Consider the following 20292-nt stretch of genomic DNA (forward strand, 5'->3'; position numbering starts at 1 on the left):
ACTACAACTAACAGAGTGATGCAAGCCACTCAACTGTCGAGAAGGCGGGGGACGCCATGACGCGGGCATTGGTCTACGACGCGGTCCGGCTGCCCCGCGGGCGGGTGCGCCGCAGCGGCGGCACCCTCGCGCAGATTCCGCCGCACGCGCTGTTCGCCCAGCTCCTCACCGCCCTCGAGCAGCGCGGTCTGGCCGCCGCGGGCGTCGACGAGATCGTGTTGGGGATCGGCACGGTCACCGGGGAGCAAGGGGGAAACCTGGCCAGGGCAGCGGCTCTCTCCGCCGGGTGGCCCGACGCCGTGGGCGGCATGGTGGTGTCCCGGCTCTGCTGTTCGGGCATCGAAGCGATCGGCACCGCCGCCGCGAAAGTGACTGCGGGACAAGTCGATGTCGTGGTCGCCGGTGGTGTCGAATCGATGTCGCGGGTACCGATGCTCTCCGACACACCCGCGATCGCCACCGACCACGAGCTGGGCGAGCGCACTGGATTCGTGACCATCGGGGTCTCCGCCGACGCGACGGCCGTCGCGCACGGGTTCACCCGCCTCGAGCTGGACGAGTTCGCGGCGCGGTCGCATCGGCGAGCGGCCGCCGCGCCGCCGTCGGATGCGGTGGTGGCGGTGAAATGCTCGGGCGAGGTGATCCTCGCGGTCGACGAGGGCGCCCGCCCGGACGCCACCGCCCAGCAGTTCGCGGCGCTCCCGGCCCTCTTCGACGACGACCTGGCGTGGGAACGCGTGCGCCGACGGCTCCCGGAGCTGACCCGGCCCCGGAGTGGCCTGCACTCGATCGCGACGGCCCCGCAGCTCGCCGACGGCGCGTCCGCTGCCGTGATCGCCGGTCCCGACGCGGCGAACGGCCGGCTGCGCGGGCGGGCACCGGTCGCCGAGATCGTCGCCGTCACGCACCGGTCGGTCCGCTCTCCGCTGCTGAGCGCACCGGTCGACGCGGCGCGAGACGCGCTGCGCCGTGCGGGGATCGGGGCGGGCGACCTCGACATCGTCGAGGCCAACGAGTCCTTCGCCGTCAGCCCGCTGCTGCTGATCCGCGAACTCGGCCTCGACCCCGACCGGGTCAACCCCACGGGCGGCGCCCACGCCGTCGGCCACCCGCTGGGCGCTACCGGCGGCAACCTCCTCGTCTCGGCCCTCGACGGGCTCCGCCGCGTCGACGGCGAACACGCCCTGGTCACGATTCCAGCCGCGCTGGGCCTCGGCTCCGCGCTGATCCTGCGCCGGTTGAGCTGAGTCTCTTCCTCGCTTCGTCCCCTCTCGACACCCGTCCTTCTCCAGGAGATAGCCATGTCCGAACCGTTCACCGCGCCCGGGAATGCCGACCCGAATCAGCGCCGGGTTGTGCTCTGCCACCCGGAAGAGAAGATCCGTGACTACGTTGCCAAGGGGTGGTGGCGGGAGACCACCCTGCTGGACGCCTTCGACGGCTGGGTCCACGCCCGACCCGACCACGACGCCGTGTCCGATCCGGCGAACCTGACGGACCTGGCGGGCATCGAGGCCGAGACACTCACGTGGAAGGCGATGGCCGACCGCGTCGAACGACTCGCGGCCAGGTACCACGAGAGCGGGATCCGGCAGGGCGACGTGGTCGTGGTCCAGGTGCCCAACTCGGTGGCACTGGTCGCGACGTACCTCGCGCTGTGGCGCCTGGGCGCGGTCGTCAGCCCCGTACCGGTCGCGTACCGGCAGCACGAGTTGTCGAACATCTGCCGGGCCACCGAGGCCAGGGCGGTCGTGACGGTGTCACGCCTGCTCGGACGCGACATGACCGCCGAGGCGCTCGCGCTCGCCGAACCGGCTGACGGGATCGAGAGCGTGTTCGTCTTCGGTCCCGATCCGGATCCACGCGCGGTGTCGATGGACTCCTCGGCGTCGTCTGCCGCCACCGAGGAAGCGCGGCGTTACGTCGACGGCCTGGTCCGCACGATCGGCGACCGGATCACGATTTGCTGGACCAGCGGGACCGAGGCCGCTCCCAAAGGTGTCCCGCGCTGTCACGCCGACTGGTTCGCGAGCGCGCAGGCGGCTCAGGACGGGCTCGAGACCGACGAGTCGTCGGTCATCCTCAACCCGTTTCCCATGGTGAACATGGCGGGATTCGCGGCGGCGTTCCTGCCCTGGCTGGTCGGCGGCGGGCACCTGGTCCAGCACCAGCCGCTGGACCTCGCGGTATTCCTGGCGCAGATCGCCCGCCACCGCGTCACACACACCTCGATGCCGCCGGCGATACTTGCGATGCTGCTCCAGCAGGACGCGCTCCGGGACTCGGTGGACCTGTCGTCGCTACAGCGGGTCGGCTCGGGCGGCGCACCGTTGCCGCCCAGCGTGGTTCGTCGGTGGCAGGACGAATTCGGAATCGAGGTCCTCAACTTCTTCGGCTCCAACGAGGGGGTGTGCCTGCTCGGCGCGCCCGCCGATATCCCGGATCCGGCCGTCCGCGCCCTGCACCTGCCGAACTACGGTGCCCCGGACCGGGAATGGGCGACGCGTGTCGCGAAGATGACGTCGGTACGTCTGGTCGACCCGGTGACCGGCGCCGACGTCCACGCTGTCGGTGAGCGGGGCGAGTTGCGTCTGAAAGGACCCAGCGTCTTCGGCGGCTACCTCGAGGGCACCGCGGCGTCCAGCCCGTTCGACGACCAGGGCTATTTGTGCAGCGGGGATGTGTTCGAACTCGGCGGCGAGCGCGGCGAATACCTGATCTTCGTCGACCGGATCAAGGAGATCATCATCCGCGGCGGTATGAACATTGCGCCCGCCGAGATCGAGGGCCTGCTGATGGAGCATCCCGGGGTGGGCGATGTCGCGGTGATCGGCTACCCCGACGACGTGTTCGGGGAGAAGTGTTGTGCCGTGGTAGTTCCGGCTCCGGGAGCCTCGGTCGAACTCGCCGACCTCGTGAACCATCTACGGGATCGGCAGGTCGCGTCCTTCAAGCTGCCCGAACGGCTCGAAATCGTCGATACCATTCCTCGAAACCCGGTCGGCAAGATCATGCGCCGGACCATCCGTGACGCTCTGACACCCTCCGCCTAGATTCTGTCGGTCAGCTCACGCGATCGAATTCGAGTGTCGGGCACGTGCTCGCACAGGTCCGAAGGGCGACCGAACCGAACCCACAACGATCGACGATCCAGCACCGGTGTCGGTCGCTCTGCCAGGTGACGACGAACGGCACCCGGGTCGGGGTCGGTGGTCCCTGGTGGCCGTCGCCCGACGGGTGGTCGAATCGAAAGGTCCGTTCGACAACAAGGCGCGGACACCGATCGGACCGACCCGTGCGGTTCGGCGTGGCGCCGAATGTCGACATGCAGACCGCGTAGGCGAGGAGAGTCCTGTGAGAATCGATGAAGTAGTCGAAAGCGTCAAGGAATCGATGTCGGTCGAGCGTGTGTACGCGCCGCCGATCGAACGTGACGGAACAACGGTGATCGGCGTCGCCACGATCTCCGGCGGCGCCGGCGGAGGCGGCGGGTCGGGCCCGGATGGCGAGAAGGGCTCCGGCGCCGGCTTCGGGATCGGGGCAAAGCCGGTCGGTGCCTTCGTCATCCGAGATGGCCGGGTGCGGTGGCAGCCGACGGTCGATGCGAATCGGTTGATCGTCGTTGCCGGGATAGTAGCCCTGGCCGCGCTCGCCGTCGGCGCGCGCTACGCGAACAGACGATAACCGAGGTCCGAACTCACCATCAGCGTCGTCGAACGTGACGCCGCCGAACAACTGGTCCGGCGCGGTGCCGTGTTTCGGTATCGAGATTCGAGGAGGTCGTGATGGAAGCTCCCGATAGCCCCTATCCGGTGCGATTGCGGGGGGATTTGGACGAGCCGCTGTCGCGGTGGCTGTGGCTGGTCAAATGGGTCCTGGTGATTCCACATGTCGTCGTCTTGTTCTTTCTGTGGGTCGCGTTCTTCTTGCTCACAGTGGTGGCCGGGGTCGCGATTCTCTTCACCGGCCGGTACCCGAGAGCGATCTTCGACTTCAATGTCGGGGTCGTCCGGTGGTCGTGGCGGGTCCAGTTCTATTCCTGTGCGGCGCTGGGAACGGATCGGTATCCGCCGTTCACGCTGCGCTCGACCGACTATCCGGCCGACTTCCAGGTCACGTATCCGGAGCGCCTGTCCCGGACGTCGGTGTTGTTCAAATGGTGGCTGCTGGCGATCCCGCACTACGCGATCGCGTTGGCGATGACCGGCGGCAGCGTCGGATTCGGTGGTGAAACCGGTGCCACCACTATCCCGCTGCTCGGGGTCCTGGTCGTGATCGCGGCGGTGATCCTGCTGTTCACCGCGCAGTATCCGCGTCGGCTTTTCGACTTCGTGCTCGGTATCAACCGATGGCTGTACCGGGTCGTCGCGTACGCGGGGCTGATGCGAGACGAGTATCCACCGTTCCGGCTCGATCAGGGCCCACGCGAGCCAGGCACTCCGGATCCCCTCGTGTAGCCGACGGTGCGATCCGCGCCGCCGGTCGGGAACAGCGTCGCAGCGGTGATTCGGGTCAGCCGTACACCTGCGAGGCATGGGCGTCCGCCCCGGATGACGACGGCGTCGATCCTGCTGTGCGGTTCGTCGGCAGCCCACAGCGTTACCGGGGCGTCGGAGCCGGGCCCGGGCCGACGTAGCCGGCAGGGAGATCGTGGCAGAGCCGTTGTCCACAGCCAACGCCCAGCGTCGGTCGATCTGCTGCCGAGAAGGCGGACGTCGACCTCGATCCGCGCGGGATAGCGAATAGTGCCACAGGTCGCCGGCCCAGGGGACGGTCGGCCCTAGGGCTGGTTCACCCCATTTTGATGGGATCGAGGAGTCCGAGAATGCAGCACAGGAGTTGAGCACTGTGCGTCGCCCCGGGCGCCAAGACGTGTTCGATCGCGGGACCGACGGCACGGTCACAGCGAGCGAGGAGCTCGGGCATTGAGCGACGACAAGGAAATCGGCGAGGAGGAATGTCATGCATGCGAAACCAGGCGACTGGCTCGTCATCGAGGGACATACCGTCGGCGGCGCCGTCCGGCGGGGCCTGATCGAGGAAGTCCGCTCGGCAGACGGGTCTCCACCCTATCTGGTGCACTGGACCGATGATGGTCATCGGGCGCTGACCTTTCCCGGGCCGGACGCCTATGTACTCACCGGGGCCGAGCTACGGGCGCGGGAGGAGGTCGCGACAGCGAGGTTCTCCTCGATGCAGCATCAGCCCGGTCATCCGGTCTGAGCGGCGTGCGACGTCAACCCCCGAACGTGCTCGAGGCGCAACCGCGGTTACCCTGCGTCGACAGGATGCAGCCGTCCGGCTCAGCCGCGTGGCGACGCGTGCCGACCGGGTGCTGGTCACCGCGTCGAAGCCGCTTCGGCTCTTGGCCGATCAGCCGTCCTCGGTCGGGTTCCCCGGGGAATCAACCGCCGATCGGACCCTTCTCGGTGTTCCGGTACAGGTGCGTGGCGAGCGCCGTGCAAGACATCCGGTCACGTCACAAACCTGTCGGATAGGTTTCCGGTGTTCTCTGCGCGCTCCAGATGCTGGTGGGTTCGAGCGGCTGCAGCGCGGTCGTGCGATCGATGTGGATCAGGGCGTCGAACTGGTCGGCGGCACGAGTGTGGAAGTAGTGACTCTGTCTCTCGGTGCCCGGCCGGTAGACGACGCCGATCGCTCGTTGCAGCCGTGGCTGACCCAGTGTGTCCGCGGCGGCGTCGCCGGTGTCCAGACGAACCAGGAATTCACCGATGCCGGCATCGTGCAGCAGAGTTTCCATGCTGGACGGTAGTGCCGGGCGAACGGTTTCGTGGACCGCGGTCCCACCCCACTCCTGTGCCGCGGTGACGGATCCGTAGTACGTGCTCGAGCCGATCGCTCGGCAGTGCGCGCCGTGACGTTGCCGCATCAGCTGTCCGAGAGTGATCTGGCCCTCCGCTCCGAACTCGGTGGCCCGAGCGTCGCCGACATGTGAATTATGCGCCCAGACAACAATTCTCGGAGCTCGGGTGACGCCGGTTGGGCGCTGACCGCGGCTCAGGTGCTCGCGCAGTGCGTCGAGAGTGTCGGCCATGTGTTCGTCACGCAGATTCCAGGAAGCGGTGTGATCGCCGAACATCGTGCGGTAGTAGAGCTCGGCGTCACGGACCGACCACGCGTTGCGCAGGGCGTCGAAGAGCTCTTCGGCGGCGTCGGTGCCGGTGCTGAATTCGGCCAGCGACTTGCGTTGCATCTCGACCAATTGCGTGACGGCCTGGTCTTCGCAGGTCTTGCCCGCACCGAATGCCGCACCGTAGCCGTAGGCCTGCCCGTCGCCGGAGTCGGCTTCGCCGAAACAGCCGTATCGGGTCTTGGCGCGCTGAGCGGCTGCACGGTCTGTCCGCTCCAGGTAGCGCACGACCTCGTTCATCGATCGATGCAGGCTGTAGAGGTCCAGGCCATAGAATCCGGTGGTGCGCTCGTCGTTCCGCACCTGTTCGTCGTTGTGGTCACGCAACCAGTCGACGAAATCGCGGACCACGGTATTGCGCCACATCCAGGCCGGAAATCGCTCGAACCCACGGAGCGCTTCTTCCGCCGTGGTGTCGCTGCCACGGGCGTGCACATAGCGGTTGACGCGCGCGGCGTCGGGCCAGTCTCCTTCGATCGCGACCGCGTCGAAGCCTCTGTGCTCGATCAGCCATTTCGTCATTTCGGCACGCGCGGAATAGAACTCGTGTGTCCCGTGGGTGCTTTCGCCGATCAGGACGATGCTCGCGGTGCCGATCAGATCGTCGAAGTGCTCCAGAGGCGGAATCCCGTCGGGCGCGTGGATCGCGCACGCGCGGATCGCCTGCACCGGGTCGGGAGCTGAACTCGGTGATCCGGTGGTCGGTGTGTTCAGCAGGGTGTGCACCTGCTCGTCGGTCACCTGGGTGAAGTCCCAGTAGGAGGCGCCGACAGCGCGGAACGGTGAAGGTATCGTCGCGCAGACCACTTCGTCGACCATGGCGGCGAGTTCACGACATGTCGATTCCGGTGCCGCGGGCACGGCGACGACGATACGAAGCGGTTCCTGGGCTCGGATCGCCTCGATCGCCGCGAACATGCTCGAGCCGGTGGCCAGGCCGTCGTCGACGAGGATGACCGTTCGTCCGGCGACATCGAGGGGGCCACGGCTGCCGCGGTAGGCAGCTTCTCGGCGCGCGAGTTCGGCTGCCTCGTCCTCTGCCACCGCACGTATCTGGTCGGAGGTCAGACGCAACGCCCGGACGACATCGTCGGCGAGGACGATGCGGCCACCTGTGGCCAGGGCGCCGAAGGCGAACTCCGGGTTGTCGGGTACTCCCAGCTTGCGCACCACGAGAGCGTCCAGCGGCGCGCCCAGGGCGGCGGCCACTTCCCACGCCACCGGGATTCCGCCGCGCGGTAGCCCGAGCACGATCACCTCCTCGTGACCTCGGTAGTGGCCGAGTAGTTCCGCCATGGCCTGGCCGGCCTCACGACGATCACGGAAGATCCGACGAGCGGAATCCTCGCGCAACTTGATGGGGTTCATCGCTGCCTCGATTCGATGGGGAGCACCGTCGACTCGGCGTCAGGGCTTCCTGGCGGAAAGGTAGGTGGTGACGATGACCATGGCGGCGAAGATCGCGGCGATGATCACCGCGGCGACTGTCCAACTCATGACGGCTCCTTCTCGATGGTTTCGAGGTCGCCGGCTAGGGGCGGCCGGGCTACCGGTTGTGCGTGGATCCGTCAGGTCGGTCCGATTTCGGCGGATACGCGCTGGATAGCTTGCTTCTGAGTCTCGATGTCGCACCGGTTCGTCGATACAGCACTTCGTCCCCTTGTGGGAGGCCATAGGTCGGCCTCGGGTCCGATGCTGGTCGCAGACGCCGCCGACGAACGCCCGCAGCCGCCGGGGCAGACGGGCGGCGATCCAGCCGCGGCGATCACGGGGGTTGCAGGTTCAGCGGGCCAATATGCCCATGCAGATCCACCCACCCGTCAGCGGGTGGGTGGATCTGACTTCCATCAAGTGTCCGACTAGCGCCCTTTCGGGTGTAGGGGTCGCTTGCCTGTGCGCGGGAGGGATCAGGGGCGGAGCACGTAGCGCCCGCGCGTCCCGCCTTTGGCCATGGCGCGGTGGGCTTCGGCGGCCTCGGTCAAAGGCAGGACCGCGTGAACCCGGGCGGGCAGGCCGCCGCCGGCGGCGCGGGCGAGCAGCTTTTCCAAGCACGGGCCGTCCGAGTGCACCATCAGTATGTTCACCGTGATCCCGCGCTCGGCCGTGGGCGTCAGGTTCGGTCGGACGCCGACGAAGGATCCGCCGTCGCGGACCGGGTTCAAGCTCCATGCCTGCTGCGATGTGGTGTCGACGACGGCGTCCCAGCCGGGTTCGGCTTCGGTACGGAAGTCGGCGCCGAGACCGCGCACGAACGGTTCGTCTTCGGCGCGGGCCAGTCCGGTCACCTGCCAGCCGCGGTCGGGTGCCAGCGCGGCCACGTTCGCGCCGATCGCCCCGGCCGCGCCCGTCACCAGCAATCGGTTGCCCTCGGCGGGTGCATCGCCGAGCAGATCCACGATCTGTGCCGCACTCAATCCACTGAGCGGCACAGTCGATGCCGCGACCAGGTCGAGTTCGTCGGGAACCACGGCGAGATCAGTGGCCGGGACGACGAGTTGTTCCGCGTAGGTGCCGAAGTCGCGGTCGAAACCGAGGACGACGCCGGCCACCCGGGTACCGACGGCCAGTTCCACGCCCGCGCCGGTGGCGACGACGGTGCCGGCGAAGTCCCAGCCGAGGCCGGTGTGGGAGGGCTGGTTGATCATGCCCATCTGGTGGAAGAATCCGCCCGTGACGCCGAGGTCGGTGGGATTGACCGGCGCGGCCGCGACCGCGATGCGGACCTCTCCGGGGCCGGGCTCGGTGACCGGCAAGTCGATGATCTCGATCGAGTCGGGTCCGTTCGGGGTACGGACGACCGCGGCCCGGAAGGTGTGCGGGTTGTGCATGTTTCGTGCCTCCATCAGTTCGGTTCTGATGGGCTCGACACTGCGCCTCAGGTTTTGGAAGGAACTTGGAGCGGACTTGGAACGCGATCGGCGCGAGCAGTTGCTTCCGCGGCCCAGCCGGAGGCGTTCCACCTGTCGGCGATGGCGGCGGCCCGGGCGAAATGCGCTGCGGCCTCCTCGGCGCGGCCCAGGTACAGAGCGAGTTCGCCGAGCGTGTGGGCGACCGGGCGCAGGGCAAGGGAGACGCTCTCCGCGCCCGCCGGGGGACCTTCGCGATGCGGAAGCAGGTCCGCGTAGCTCTGTGCGGCGACGTCGCGGTCGTTCGTGGCGACGGCCGCCAGCGCACGCAGGCTGGTCAGGAAGGTGAAGAAGAAGTCGCGCCGGATCGGGGCGGGTTCGGTGCGGACCCGATCCGCTTCATCGCCGCGTCCCGCGGCGTGGAGGGCGAGGGTCAGCAGGTCGGCGGCTATCGGGCCGAGCGCCGCGTGCAGCGCGCGCACGTCGTCCACGTGGTCGCCCAGTGTGCCGTCGTTGATCCAGATCGCCGCCTGCGGGAGCCGCAGGAAACCCGCGGCATGCACCGATCCGGCGCGTTCCATGCGTTCGGTGGCCTCGTGGTAGAGCCGCGCGGCATCGGCGAAGCGGCCTTCGATGAGCACCAGTGTCGCCAGCGCGATCTCGGCCGCGCCGATCGCTTCCGGCATCCGGTATGTGCGGGCGAGGTCGAGCGCCTCCTCGGTCACGCGCCGCATGGTCGCGGGGTCGTTGGCGGCGGCCGCGTTCGCGGCCTGCTCGAGCAAACCGGTCACCCGGTAGACGGGCAGGTCGTGCTCGACGCTGATCTCCACCAGCTCACGCGAATACTCTTCCCGCCCGGACTCGCGGGCGACGAGCAGCAGCGCCGCGGCCCGCAGGCGCGGAGAGGGGGCGAGGTCGAGGGCTTCCCGCGCCGCCGCCATAACCGTCGGATCGTTCTCGCCCACCAACTCGTGGGCGTAGGCGATGAGGAGGTGGGACCGGGTGCCGGAGTCGAGATCGTGCCGTTCGAGCAGATGGCGGAGACGGTCGACGATGGGCTTGTCGACGGTGCCGTAGGCGCGGGCCTGCCAGGGGGTGGGTTCGGTCCAGGCGGTGAACGCGGCGATCATCAGGTCCTCGCGGCCGAGCGACTCGGCGTACTCCACGGCCTGTTCACGAGTACGTCGGGCCGCGTCGAAGGCTCCGGCTCTGACCTGCGCGCGCAGCAGCCTGCCGAGCAGATCGACCCGCTCGTCCGGATCGCTGGAGTTGGCGACGGCGTCGCCGAGGAGTGCGGCCGCCACATCGTGAGCGTATCGGGCCTCGGCGAGCTCGGCGGCCCGCGCGCAATAACCTGCGGCCTTCGGCGATCCCGCTCGTGCGTAGTGGTGGGCCAGCGCGGCGAAATCACCGGAGTCCTCCAGCGCTACGGCGATGCGGGCGTGCATTCGGGTGACCCGCAGCCGGCTGACATCGGTCAGGAGCGTGTCCCGGACCAGTGCGTGCACGAATCGGACCCGCCCGGGCCCGGGCTCGTCGAGCAATCCGGCGATGACGCCGGCATCGAGCGCGTCCAGCACGCCGTCCTCGTCGGTATCGGCGGCCCGCACGAGCACATCCACCGAGCTTTCCCGGCCCGCCACCGCCGCCAGCCGCAGGACGGACACACTGCTCTCGGGCAGCCGGGCGAACCGGCGCCGCAGTACGTCGCGGACACCCTCCGGAACCTCGGAAAGTGCGGTCAGCACGCCCTCACAGTTCAGCAGCCGCGCGGTCTCCCGCACATAGAACGGGTTGCCGCCGGTCCGCTGGGCGATACCGGCCACGGTCGCGTCGTCTGCTTCGCATTCGGAGCGGACCAGGTCGGTGACGGCGTCGCGATCGAGACCGGGCAGCTCCAGCCGCAGGGGCGCGGTGCGGGCGAGGGCCGCGAGTGTCGCGGCCAGGCGCTCGCTTTCGTCCGCACGGTATGCCGCGACGATCAGGAGGGGGTGCCGTGTGTCGACACCGGCGAGCAGTTCCAGGGTGGCGGCGTCCGCACAGTGCAGGTCGTCCAGCATGACGGCGACGGGGCGGTACGCCGCGATCGCCGACAGCCATGCCCACACGGCTTGCCGCAACCGGAAACGGCCGGCTGCCGCGTCCCCGGTGACGGTCACCGACTCCGACAACAACGGCGCCAGGTCGTCGGCGAACTCGCCCGGCGGAACGCTTCCGGCGACAGTCCGCAGCACCTCGACCCACGCCCAGGCGGGCGGCGCACTGTCGAGGTCGGGACAGCGCCCGGCGGCCACCAGCCAGCCCTCCCGTGCCAGCCGCACGCCGAGGCATTCGAGCAGCTTCGATTTGCCGAGCCCGGCCTCGCCGGTGACGAGCGCGACACGCACGCCCGCGTGACCGGTGTCCCGGGCGGTATCCATCAGCGCCGCCAGCTCGCTCTCCCTGCCGACGAACGGTACCGTGCAAGGCTTTTCGACGGGAGGCGGCACGATCACCGCGGCGCGGGGCTCGTCCGTCGCAGGCGCGACGGCCGTGCGGAGGAAGTCCGTGCGCTGGGTGAGGATCGCCTCTTCCAGCTCCACCAGATCCGGTCCGGGATCCAGGCCCAGTTCTTCGGCGAAGTGGGCACGGGCACGGCGGAGCGCGCCGAGGGAGTCGGCCTGTCGGCCGCTGCTCCACAGCGCGAGCGCGTGCAGGCGCCAGCCTTCCTCGCGCAGCGGATGGTCGCGGGTGAATGTCTCCGTGTCCGGCACGACCGCCGTCGGGTCGCCGAGGCGCAGGCCTGCCGCGATATGCAGCTCGCGGGCGACCAGGCGTAGCTCCTCGAGTCGCGCGATCTCGGCGGTGACCCACTGCTCGTCGGCGACCTCGGCGAAGGCGGACCCCTGCCACAGCGCCAGCGCCTCGGTCAGCCGGATCCGGGCTGCCCGTGGATCGGGCAGCGTGCGGGCCTCGTCGAGCAGTTCCTCGAAACGCCAGGCGTCCACCGCTTCTCGCGGCAGCCGCAAGGCGTAGCCGGGCGCCGCGCTCACCAGCACGCGGGCCGGCGCTCGCGGCGGGCGGCCGGGTTCGAGCAGACGACGCAGGTTGGACACGTACGCCTGCAATGACGCCAGGGCGCGCGACGGCGGTTCACCGCGCCACAGGTCCTCGATCAATCGATCGACAGGTACCACCTGCCCGCGAGCGGCTATCAGCAGCGCCAGTACGCCGCGCTGCCGAGGCCCGCCGAGTGGAATGGACTCGCCGCCGCTCTCGGCAGCAAACGAACCCAGCACCCGCACAAAGACCATGACGCGTCACATCATACGCACGCCGAGGTCCGAGCGTTCCAAGTCGGTTCCCAGTCCGTTCCAAACGCCCGAGCGCAGGCTCGAGGCATTCGAAACACTTGGAGGACACGAACAATGAGCATCGACACCCAGGATATGAAAATCGTGCACCGCGCATTCCGTCGCGAATCCCGAATGCTGATCGACCTCGTCGCAGCGGTAACTCCGGGTGACACCGCGCGGGCCGCGCTCATCGCCGCTCATTTCCGCGACTACCGACTCGGATTGAAGAACCACCACGAGGGCGAGGACGAACTGCTGTGGCCGCCACTGCTGTCCCGGGTCGACCCGGGAGCGGAAGTCATCCTGCGCATGCGCGCCCAGCACGAGCGCGTCGACATCGGTCTGACCAAACTGGACGCTGCGGTCCCGGCGTGGGAGGCCACGGCCGGCGCCGATGAACGCGACACCCTCGTAGCGCTGCTCGTCGACCACCGGGCGGTCCTGGTCGAACATCTCGACGATGAAGAGGCGGCGCTGTTGCCGCTCGCGGCCGTGCACATCACGGGGCGGGAGTGGGCTGCCCTGGGCGAGCACATGGTGGCCCACACACCCAAGCTCACCTTGCTCACGCTCCTCGGACTGGTTCTGGAGGACGCCGACCGAACCGAACGCGCCACGTTGCTCGGGGGCCTCCCCGCACCGGTCCGCGCCATCTGGCACGTCATCGGCCGTCCCCGCTACGCCCGTCACATCCGCCGTGTCCGCGCGGCCTGATCGCTGTCCTCCGCGAGGACGGGTGGCGCGGCCGTCCCTTCCTGTCTTCGTTTTCCAATTTCGGAATTATCTATCGTGCAGAGGAATTCATCATGCTTTCGATCGTCGGCAACTCTTTGGCCGCTGTCATCGCCCTCGCCGTCTTCGTCATGGGCACCAGCTTCTTCTGGGCGCCACAGGGTGCGGCCGGCTTCGGCATTCCGAACTCGCCGATCCAAGACACCGCCTTCCGCGCCTGGCTGCGCGTCAAGGGTGTCCGTGACATGGCCTGCGGGGTGGCCATTCTCGTCGTCCTCGCCGCCGGTACCACCACGCTGCTCGGCGGGCTTATTCTCGTCCTCGCGCTCATTCCGGTCGGGGACGCGATGATCGTGCTGCTCAGTAGAGGCCCGAAGTCCGCCGCTTACGGCGTCCACGCCACCACCGCGGCCGTGATGCTGACGACCGCCGCACTGCTGCTGACTGCCTGAACCCGCCCACTCGACCATTGAGGACCACGCGGTATGTGCGGCAGAACAGCGGGTTTCTGTCGCCGCCGTGATCCGCGGGTATTCGCTGGGGCGGTCTCGGGTCTCTAGGAATTGGAGACGTTCCGAGAGAAAGTCCAGTGTCGGGCCGATCGCGGTGTCGGCGTAGGCCACCGCGTGGCCGCGTCCAGGGATGGTCTGGGTGTGCACGGTGACGCCGTCGGCGCGGAGGCGATCGGCGAAGCTCGTCATCTGGGTGAGCGGAATCAGCTCGTGACTCGAGTTGAAGAGCATCATCGGCGGGTTCGATGATGCCGTGTGTAGCGCCGGTGATGCCGCCGCCGCTTGCTCGGCGCAACTGGGAGTGGCCGGAACACCAGCGCCGCCACTGACGCCAGCATCGCGTCCGGCGTTCCCGCTCGACCGGTGAGGTCATAGGGCCCTGACCATCCGACCACCGCAGCCAATGGCGCCTTATCGGCTGTCACCGCCTGCATGAGCAGGTGGGCGCCGGCCGAGGTTCCGAAACGCTCGGGGTCCAGTGCGTAGTCGGCAGCGTGGCTACGCGCGAATTCTATGGCTGCCTCGACATCGTGGTACTGCCGCGGATTGCGCGGTGCGTCCAGCCGGTAGTCGATGTTGAATACGACGAAACCGCGATGTGCTGCCGCCCGGACGGCACGCTGGTTTCATCACAAAATTCGAGGATCCCAATGCGGGCCTGGACATGCCGTGGGCCATGGTGCTCGGCAACCACGACCCCTCCGGGGTGTTCCCCGGCGACGGCGGCTGGCTGACCCGCGGCAACCACGAAGTCGAGTATCACGCCAAATCCGCACGCTGGTGGATGCCGAGCCGCTACTACTCGGTGTGCGTGCCCGAACAGAACCCCGTGCTGGATTTGTTCATCCTCGATGTCAACCCGCTCGCGGCCTACCTGCCACCATTGCTGGAACCGTACTGGTCGGTGGACGGTCCCTACATGAACGAGCAGCGCGCCTGGCTCGACCGCGCGCTGGCCGAGTCGACCGCGCGGTGGAAGATCGCCTGCACCCACCAGCCGTATCTCAGCAACGGACCATACGGGGACGCGGGCCGCTACGAAGGGCTGGCGATCGAACCGATCAACGGTGTACACGTCAAACGGTTCCTCGAAGACCATGTGCTGGGCAAGGTCTCCTTCCTGCTCTCCGGTCACGACCACACCCTCCAGGTCCTCGAACCGACCGCCTCGACCAAAGGCACCCGACAGATCATCTCGGGCGCGGCGAGCAAGACCGCGACCGGGCTCTCCGCCACCCAGTCGGAGTCGGCGCACCCGGCCCTCTTCGAAACCCAGCACGAGCTGGGATTCATGGTCATGGACCTGAGTGTCGACGCCGTGAATCTTCGCGTGATCACCGTGGAGCCGACCGCGGGTGTGAGTAGCCAGGTGTTCGACCGCCGCCTGAGCTGACCGACGGGATTCCGAGTCGAAGAGGGTGGGGGATACCCTGCAGGCCAGCGATGCCGTTGACATGCATCCGATTGGCTGCCTAAATTGTATGGGCAGCTGATTGGCTGCCTATTGCAGAGGAGGCTCGCCATGGCCGATATCCGGCACCGTGTGGGGGTTTTCGCCCCACAGCAGAAGGTCTACGACACCGTCAGCACGCCAAGCGGAGTGTCGAAGTGGTGGATGTCCGCCAGCGGCGACCCCGAGCACGCGCTCGAGTTCGGCGACGGCGACGAGCCGATCCTCGCTGTGCGGGTGGTCGAGCTCGTCCCAGGGCGGCGCGTGAAGTGGGAATGTATGGATGGGCCGGGCGAGTGGGTCGGCACTACGATCACCTTCGACATCTATCCCGGACCGGTGGCGGAGGAGACGGTCGTGAAGTTCACCCATGCGAACTGGCGTGAGCCGGTGGAGTTCATGCACCACTGTTCCACTCGCTGGGGGCAGTTCCTGTTCAGTCTGAAGAACGGGCTGGAGAACGGCGGCTGGCAGCCCGTCGCGGCGATGCCCCCCGCCAGCAGCTGGAACTGACCGACGGTGGACGACGTCTTCCGGGCGCTGGCCGATCCGACCCGCCGCCGGCTCTTGGACGACCTCAACGCTCACAACGGGCAGACGCTGCGTGAACTGTGCGCCGGCCTGGACATGGCCCGGCAGTCGGTGAGCAAGCACCTCGCGATCCTGGAGCGGGCGAACCTGGTCACCCCCGTCCGGCGGGGCCGCGAGAAGGTTCACTACCTCAACCTGGCGCCGATCAACGAGATCGCGCAACGCTGGATCAATCAGTACGACCGGGCCCGCGTCGAGGCCCTCTCGGATCTGAAACATGCCTTGGAACGGACCCACATGGACGCGACCGGCACCCACGAATTCGTCTACACCACCTACATCCGCACCACCCCGGAACTGCTCTGGCAGGCCCTCACCGAACCGGCCTTCACCCGCAGGTACTGGGCCGGCTATACCTTCGAGTCGGACTGGCGGCCCGGCTCGACCATCGTCGTGACGGCTGGCGACGGCACCGTCGCCGACGACCCCGAACAGGTTGTCCTGGAAGCCGATCCGTACCGCCGCCTTGTCTACACCTGGCATCGCACCACGACCTGCCACGGCGGGACATCCGAACCGCGCTCCAGGGTGGCCTTCGACCTCGAGGACGCGGGCGGCCTCGTGAAACTCACCGTGGTCCACGACGGATTCCTGCCGGGCAGCGCGGTGCTGGAGAGCATCGGCCAGGGCTGGCCGCGTGTCCTTGCCGACCTCAAGACCCTGCTGGAAACAGGCGAGCTGACCGAAACGGTTCGCTGAGGCGCCTGGCGTCGGTGTCGCGCCACCTCGGTGTCCCCACCTCGTCGATGTGCGACATCTACGCGGGGGCCGGCGCCCAGCGATCCGGTCCGAAGACCTCGTAGTGGATGTTCTCAGCCGCCACGCCCTTGTCCAGGAGCGCCTCGCGCACGCTGAGCATGAAGGGCAGCGGTCCGCACAGGTAGGCGCGGGTGCCGTCGGCGATGGCGATCTCGCCGAGGTCGGCGCGGCCCTCCCGGAGCCCGTCTTCGGGTCGGCGGGCGCCGAGATCTTCATACCAGCGGTGCATGACCGCGAGGGGCAGCCGGTCGACGAGTTCGGCCAGCTCGGCGCGGTGGGCGTGGCTGCTGGGCGCGCGGTCGGCGTGGACCACCGAGACGGGGCGGGGGTCGGCGGTGTCGGCGAGGTGACCGAGCATGCCCATCATCGGGGTGCAGCCGATGCCCGCGGAGATCAGCAGCAGCGGCGCGTCGTCGTCCGCGAGTACCAGATCTCCGAAGGGGGTGGTCACGTCGAGGATGTCACCCTCGAAGACGTTGCGGTACAGGAAGTTCGAGACCTCGCCGGCGGGGGCGATCGACCCGTCGGGCAGCGTGTGCGGGTCGACACGCTTGACGGTGATGCGCCAGTCTCCGGCGGAGGGCGCCGAGGACAGGCTGTACTGACGGATCTGGCGGGCGCCGTCTTCGAGGCGGACACCCACCGACAGGTATTGGCCCGGTGCGAAGGACGGCAGCGGCGCGCCGTCGAGCGAGGTGAGCACGAAGGAGACGGCGTCGGCCGACTCCTGGCGGCGCTCGCGCACCCGCGTCTGCCGCCAGACGTGACCGTCGGCGACGCCCGCTGCCCGGTACAGTCCGGCTTCCATCGCGATGAGCGTGTCGGCCATCAGCCAGTACAGCTCGTCCCAGGCCGTCGCGACCTCGGCGGTGACGGCGTCACCGAGTACCTCGGCGATGGCATCGAAGAGATGCTTGTGCACGATCCGGTACTGCTCGGGCCGGATTCCCAAGGAGGCGTGCTTGTTCGCGATCCGCGAGAGGATGAGGTCCACCCGGTCCTGATCCGGTTCGAGTTGCAGCGCGGCGAAGGCGGCGATGGCGCCGGCGAGCGCCTTCTGCTGGTCGCCCTGCCGCTGGTTGCCGCGGTTGAACAGGTCGCGTTCGAGTTCGGGGTGCGCGGCGAACATCCTGCGGTAGAACAGGGCGGTGATATCGCCGATGGCGGCGCCGACTGCGGGCAGGGTGGCGCGGATGATCTCTTTCGCGGGGGCCGAGAGCATGTCATTCTCCGTTCGTTGTGGCGGTGTCTAAGTGGGTGTCGCCCACGCGGGGGAGGGCGAGAAGAACTGTGCGGGTGGGGGTTCGGGTGAGGTCCTCGATCGTGAGGGCGTCGAGGGAGGCGAAGAAGGACTCTTGTGCGGTGCGCAGGGCCGACCGCAGGAGACAGTTCGCCCGCAGCGGGCACGGGGTGGCTCCGTCGCATTCGACGACTTCGCTCTCGCCTTCGAGCCGCCGCACCAGCCAGCCGACCGAAGCGGTGCGGCCGAGCTCGGTGATGGCGAGACCGCCGCGCCGTCCGCGCCGGGCGTCCACGATTCCGAGTTCGGCCAACCGGGTGATCACTTTCGCCACGTGGGCGTAGGACACCGCCAGTTCGTCGGCGACCTCGCGGCTGCCCGGCCGATCGTCCGAGGTCACCGCGAGCCGCATGACGACGCGAAGTCCGAGGTCGGTGAAGCGGGTGAGCTGCATGGCCCGAACCTACAATAATTCGTATTCGAGATACCAATTTTGTGAGCCGGGTAACCGGAAGACGTACGGAGGGTTCGGCGTGGGCTCGGCCTGCCCCACCACGGCTTGCTGAGGCTAGGTGGGCCGAGCCGGGAATCAGGGTCCGGCGGACCACCCGGACGAGGCGGTCGCGCGCTCCGTCGGCCGCGACCTGGACAGGTCGCGCGGTGGCATCCCGCTCAGGTTCGGGAAGATGCGGGTCGGCACCGTGGTTGGGGTGCGCGAATCGTCGATGGTCGGTGTGGTCATGGTTTTTCTCCCGGTACCGGCGGCGCACACGCGTCTTGGTGATGCATGAAGCGTCCGCCTCGCGGCGCACCCGGGGTAGAGACCTCCGGCCTCGGAATGAGGACCAACCGGCCCTTGGGCCGGGTGATCAGGGAAGCGGAACTGTCCAGCGCAGGACGGTTCCACCTTCGGGGCGGTTGTCGAGGTGAAAGGACCCGCCCGCCCGCTCGGCCCGGACGGCGAGATTTGCCAATCCACTGCGGCGCGAGATGTCGTCGGGAACGCCGACACCGTCGTCGGCGACTTCGATCGATACCTCGTCGCCAACGCGGAGTTCGACCGCGACCAGACTGGCCTGGGCGTGGCGGACCACGTTGCTCACCGCTTCGCGCAGGACCGCTTCGACATCGTCGGACAGCGGCGGGGCCAACACGGTGACGGGCCCGGCGAGCCGGACGGTGGTACGCAGCCCGGTGTCGGCGGTGGTGTCGACGATGATGCCGTGCAGATGCTTGCGGTACTTCGAGGAATCGGCGGTGTTGTTGCTCTGCAGGTCGAAGATCGAGTGTCGGATGTCCTGGACGATGGATTGCACATCGTCGATGGTCTCCATCAGCCGCGACTTGACCTCCGGAGTCCGCGCTCGCTGCATCGTGCCCTGCAGGGACAGTCCGACGGCGAACAGCCGCTGGATGACGTGATCGTGCAGGCCTCGTGCGATCCGGTCGCGGTCGGACACCACGTCGAGTTCGCGCATACGTCGCTGGGTATCGGACAGCTGGAGGACCAGGGCGGCTTGATCGGCGAAGGCGGCGAGCATGGCCGTGGTGGTCTCGTCCAGGGCCGGGGAGTCGGCGGGGCGGATGGTCGTGAGGACGCCGATCACCGAGGAACCCACCCGCAACGGGACCACCACGGCGGGCCCGAAGCGGGTCCTGGCCGGGGAGAACAAGTTGTAGGGGAGTTTGTCGGAGACGACAATCTCATCGGAGCGGTACGCGGCACCGGACTGGGAATCGTCGACGGCGAGACGCTGGTCGATGATCGCTTCGGCGTCGACCCCCGCCGCGGCGATCACCACCAATTCGGACACTTCCTCGGGTGGCACGTCGGGATCCTCGGGCAGCGCGACGAATGTGCACGCGGATTGTGTGAGGGTGAGGGCCCGCTGGGTGACCAGGTCGAGGACTTCCTTCGGCTCGCCGCCGGCGAGTAGTTCGGTCGTGACGTCCCTGGTCGCTTCGAGCCATTGCTGGCGGACGCGGGATTCCTCGTACAGGCGGGCATTGGCGATGGCGATGCCCGCCGCGGCGGCCAGTGCCTGCACGACCACCTCGTCGTCGTCGGTGAATTCCTGACCGCCGGCCTTCTCGGTGAGGTAGAGATTCCCGAAGATCTCGTCCCGGACCTTGACGGGCACACCGAGGAATGTGTTCATCGGCGGGTGGTGTGGGGGAAAGCCGACGGAGGAAGGATGATCGGACAACCTGGTCAACCGGATCGGCGTCGGCTCCTGGATGAGGAGTCCCAGCACACCGTGACCGCGGGGCAGGTCACCGATGAGGACTCTGGTCCGGTCGTCGATACCTTCGTAGACGAACTCCGCGAGTTGGTTGCTGGTCTTGTCGGTCTCGCGGACACCGAGGGCGCCGTACTGGGCGTCGACCAGTTCGATGGCGGTGTGCACGATCGAGCGCAGCGTGTCGTCGAGATCGAGTCCCGCCGTGACGACGAGCATCGCCTCGATCAGCCGGTCCATGTTGTCGCGCACGTCGATGATCTGCGCGATACGGTCCTGGACCTGGCCGAGCAACTCCCGCAGCCGCAATTGCGACAGCGTCTCGGTGACCCCTACCTGCGGGCCGTTCGTAGAGTCCAGACCGTATTCGCTCACGGGCGACATTGTTTCACGGCGAGCCATTGTCGCGTGTGCCCGGCGCAGGCGACATATCGTC

The 20292-nt window shown here is 68.2% G+C and carries 15 protein-coding genes and 1 pseudogene; 10 read left to right on the top strand and 6 right to left on the bottom strand.

From position 1 onward, the window contains the following. The first annotated feature begins 56 nt into the window (after positions 1–56). The 5 genes and pseudogenes from V8688_RS06180 (at position 57) to V8688_RS06200 (ending at position 5223) form a co-directional block, all read left to right on the top strand. On the top strand, positions 57–1247 hold the full coding sequence (locus V8688_RS06180) for an acetyl-CoA C-acyltransferase (protein ID WP_342800391.1): 1191 nt from the start codon (positions 57–59) through the stop codon (positions 1245–1247). A 54-nt stretch (positions 1248–1301) separates the two neighbouring features. Next, positions 1302–3053, top strand: a complete 1752-nt coding sequence (locus V8688_RS06185; RefSeq protein ID WP_342800392.1) for a class I adenylate-forming enzyme family protein — start codon at positions 1302–1304, stop codon at positions 3051–3053. 301 nt (positions 3054–3354) lie between these two features. Continuing rightward, positions 3355–3684, top strand: a complete 330-nt coding sequence (locus tag V8688_RS06190) for a spore germination protein GerW family protein (protein ID WP_218719016.1) — start codon at positions 3355–3357, stop codon at positions 3682–3684. 107 nt (positions 3685–3791) lie between these two features. After that, a pseudogene (locus V8688_RS06195) lies at positions 3792–4457 on the top strand (DUF4389 domain-containing protein); the annotation flags it as partial. A 505-nt stretch (positions 4458–4962) separates the two neighbouring features. Then, the gene (locus tag V8688_RS06200; protein WP_218719018.1) at positions 4963–5223 is read left to right on the top strand and encodes a DUF1918 domain-containing protein; all 261 of its coding nucleotides are present in this window, start codon (positions 4963–4965) and stop codon (positions 5221–5223) included. A gap of 256 nt (positions 5224–5479) precedes the next feature. Here V8688_RS06200 and V8688_RS06205 read toward each other — a convergent pair whose 3' ends face one another. From V8688_RS06205 to V8688_RS06215, 3 genes are all read right to left on the bottom strand, one after another. Next, a complete protein-coding gene (locus V8688_RS06205; protein ID WP_342800393.1) occupies positions 5480–7519 on the bottom strand; it encodes an erythromycin esterase family protein in 2040 nt (679 codons plus the stop codon). 539 nt (positions 7520–8058) lie between these two features. Next, positions 8059–8979, bottom strand: a complete 921-nt coding sequence (locus V8688_RS06210) for an NADP-dependent oxidoreductase (RefSeq protein ID WP_342800394.1) — start codon at positions 8977–8979, stop codon at positions 8059–8061. A 47-nt stretch (positions 8980–9026) separates the two neighbouring features. Further along, positions 9027–12290, bottom strand: a complete 3264-nt coding sequence (locus V8688_RS06215) for a BTAD domain-containing putative transcriptional regulator (protein WP_342800395.1) — start codon at positions 12288–12290, stop codon at positions 9027–9029. A gap of 114 nt (positions 12291–12404) precedes the next feature. On the opposite strand from V8688_RS06215, the gene V8688_RS06220 reads away from it, so the two are divergent. From V8688_RS06220 to V8688_RS06240, 5 genes are all read left to right on the top strand, one after another. After that, positions 12405–13046 (top strand): hemerythrin domain-containing protein, encoded by a 642-nt coding sequence (locus tag V8688_RS06220; RefSeq protein ID WP_218719022.1) that lies wholly within the window; start codon positions 12405–12407, stop codon positions 13044–13046. A gap of 92 nt (positions 13047–13138) precedes the next feature. After that, positions 13139–13516 carry a DUF4267 domain-containing protein gene (locus tag V8688_RS06225; protein WP_218719023.1) on the top strand — a complete coding sequence of 126 codons (378 nt, stop codon included), beginning with the start codon at positions 13139–13141 and terminating at the stop codon, positions 13514–13516. A gap of 724 nt (positions 13517–14240) precedes the next feature. Next, entirely contained in the window at positions 14241–14969 is a 729-nt protein-coding gene (locus V8688_RS06230; RefSeq protein WP_342800396.1) for a metallophosphoesterase, read from the top strand. A gap of 129 nt (positions 14970–15098) precedes the next feature. After that, the gene (locus V8688_RS06235) at positions 15099–15539 is read left to right on the top strand and encodes an SRPBCC domain-containing protein (RefSeq protein ID WP_218719031.1); all 441 of its coding nucleotides are present in this window, start codon (positions 15099–15101) and stop codon (positions 15537–15539) included. A gap of 6 nt (positions 15540–15545) precedes the next feature. Continuing rightward, positions 15546–16316 carry a metalloregulator ArsR/SmtB family transcription factor gene (locus V8688_RS06240; protein ID WP_316574461.1) on the top strand — a complete coding sequence of 257 codons (771 nt, stop codon included), beginning with the start codon at positions 15546–15548 and terminating at the stop codon, positions 16314–16316. A 58-nt stretch (positions 16317–16374) separates the two neighbouring features. Here V8688_RS06240 and V8688_RS06245 read toward each other — a convergent pair whose 3' ends face one another. The 3 genes from V8688_RS06245 to V8688_RS06255 form a co-directional block, all read right to left on the bottom strand. Next, positions 16375–17598 carry a globin domain-containing protein gene (locus tag V8688_RS06245; RefSeq protein ID WP_342800397.1) on the bottom strand — a complete coding sequence of 408 codons (1224 nt, stop codon included), beginning with the start codon at positions 17596–17598 and terminating at the stop codon, positions 16375–16377. A 1-nt stretch (position 17599) separates the two neighbouring features. Next, entirely contained in the window at positions 17600–18070 is a 471-nt protein-coding gene (locus tag V8688_RS06250) for an Rrf2 family transcriptional regulator (RefSeq protein WP_218719034.1), read from the bottom strand. 415 nt (positions 18071–18485) lie between these two features. Then, complete coding sequence (locus V8688_RS06255) at positions 18486–20231, bottom strand: GAF domain-containing protein (protein ID WP_308248521.1); 1746 nt, start codon at positions 20229–20231, stop codon at positions 18486–18488. Positions 20232–20292: the final 61 nt, after the last annotated feature.

Source organism: Nocardia sp. No.11 (assembly GCF_038752175.1).
GTDB classification, from domain to species: domain Bacteria; phylum Actinomycetota; class Actinomycetes; order Mycobacteriales; family Mycobacteriaceae; genus Nocardia; species Nocardia canadensis.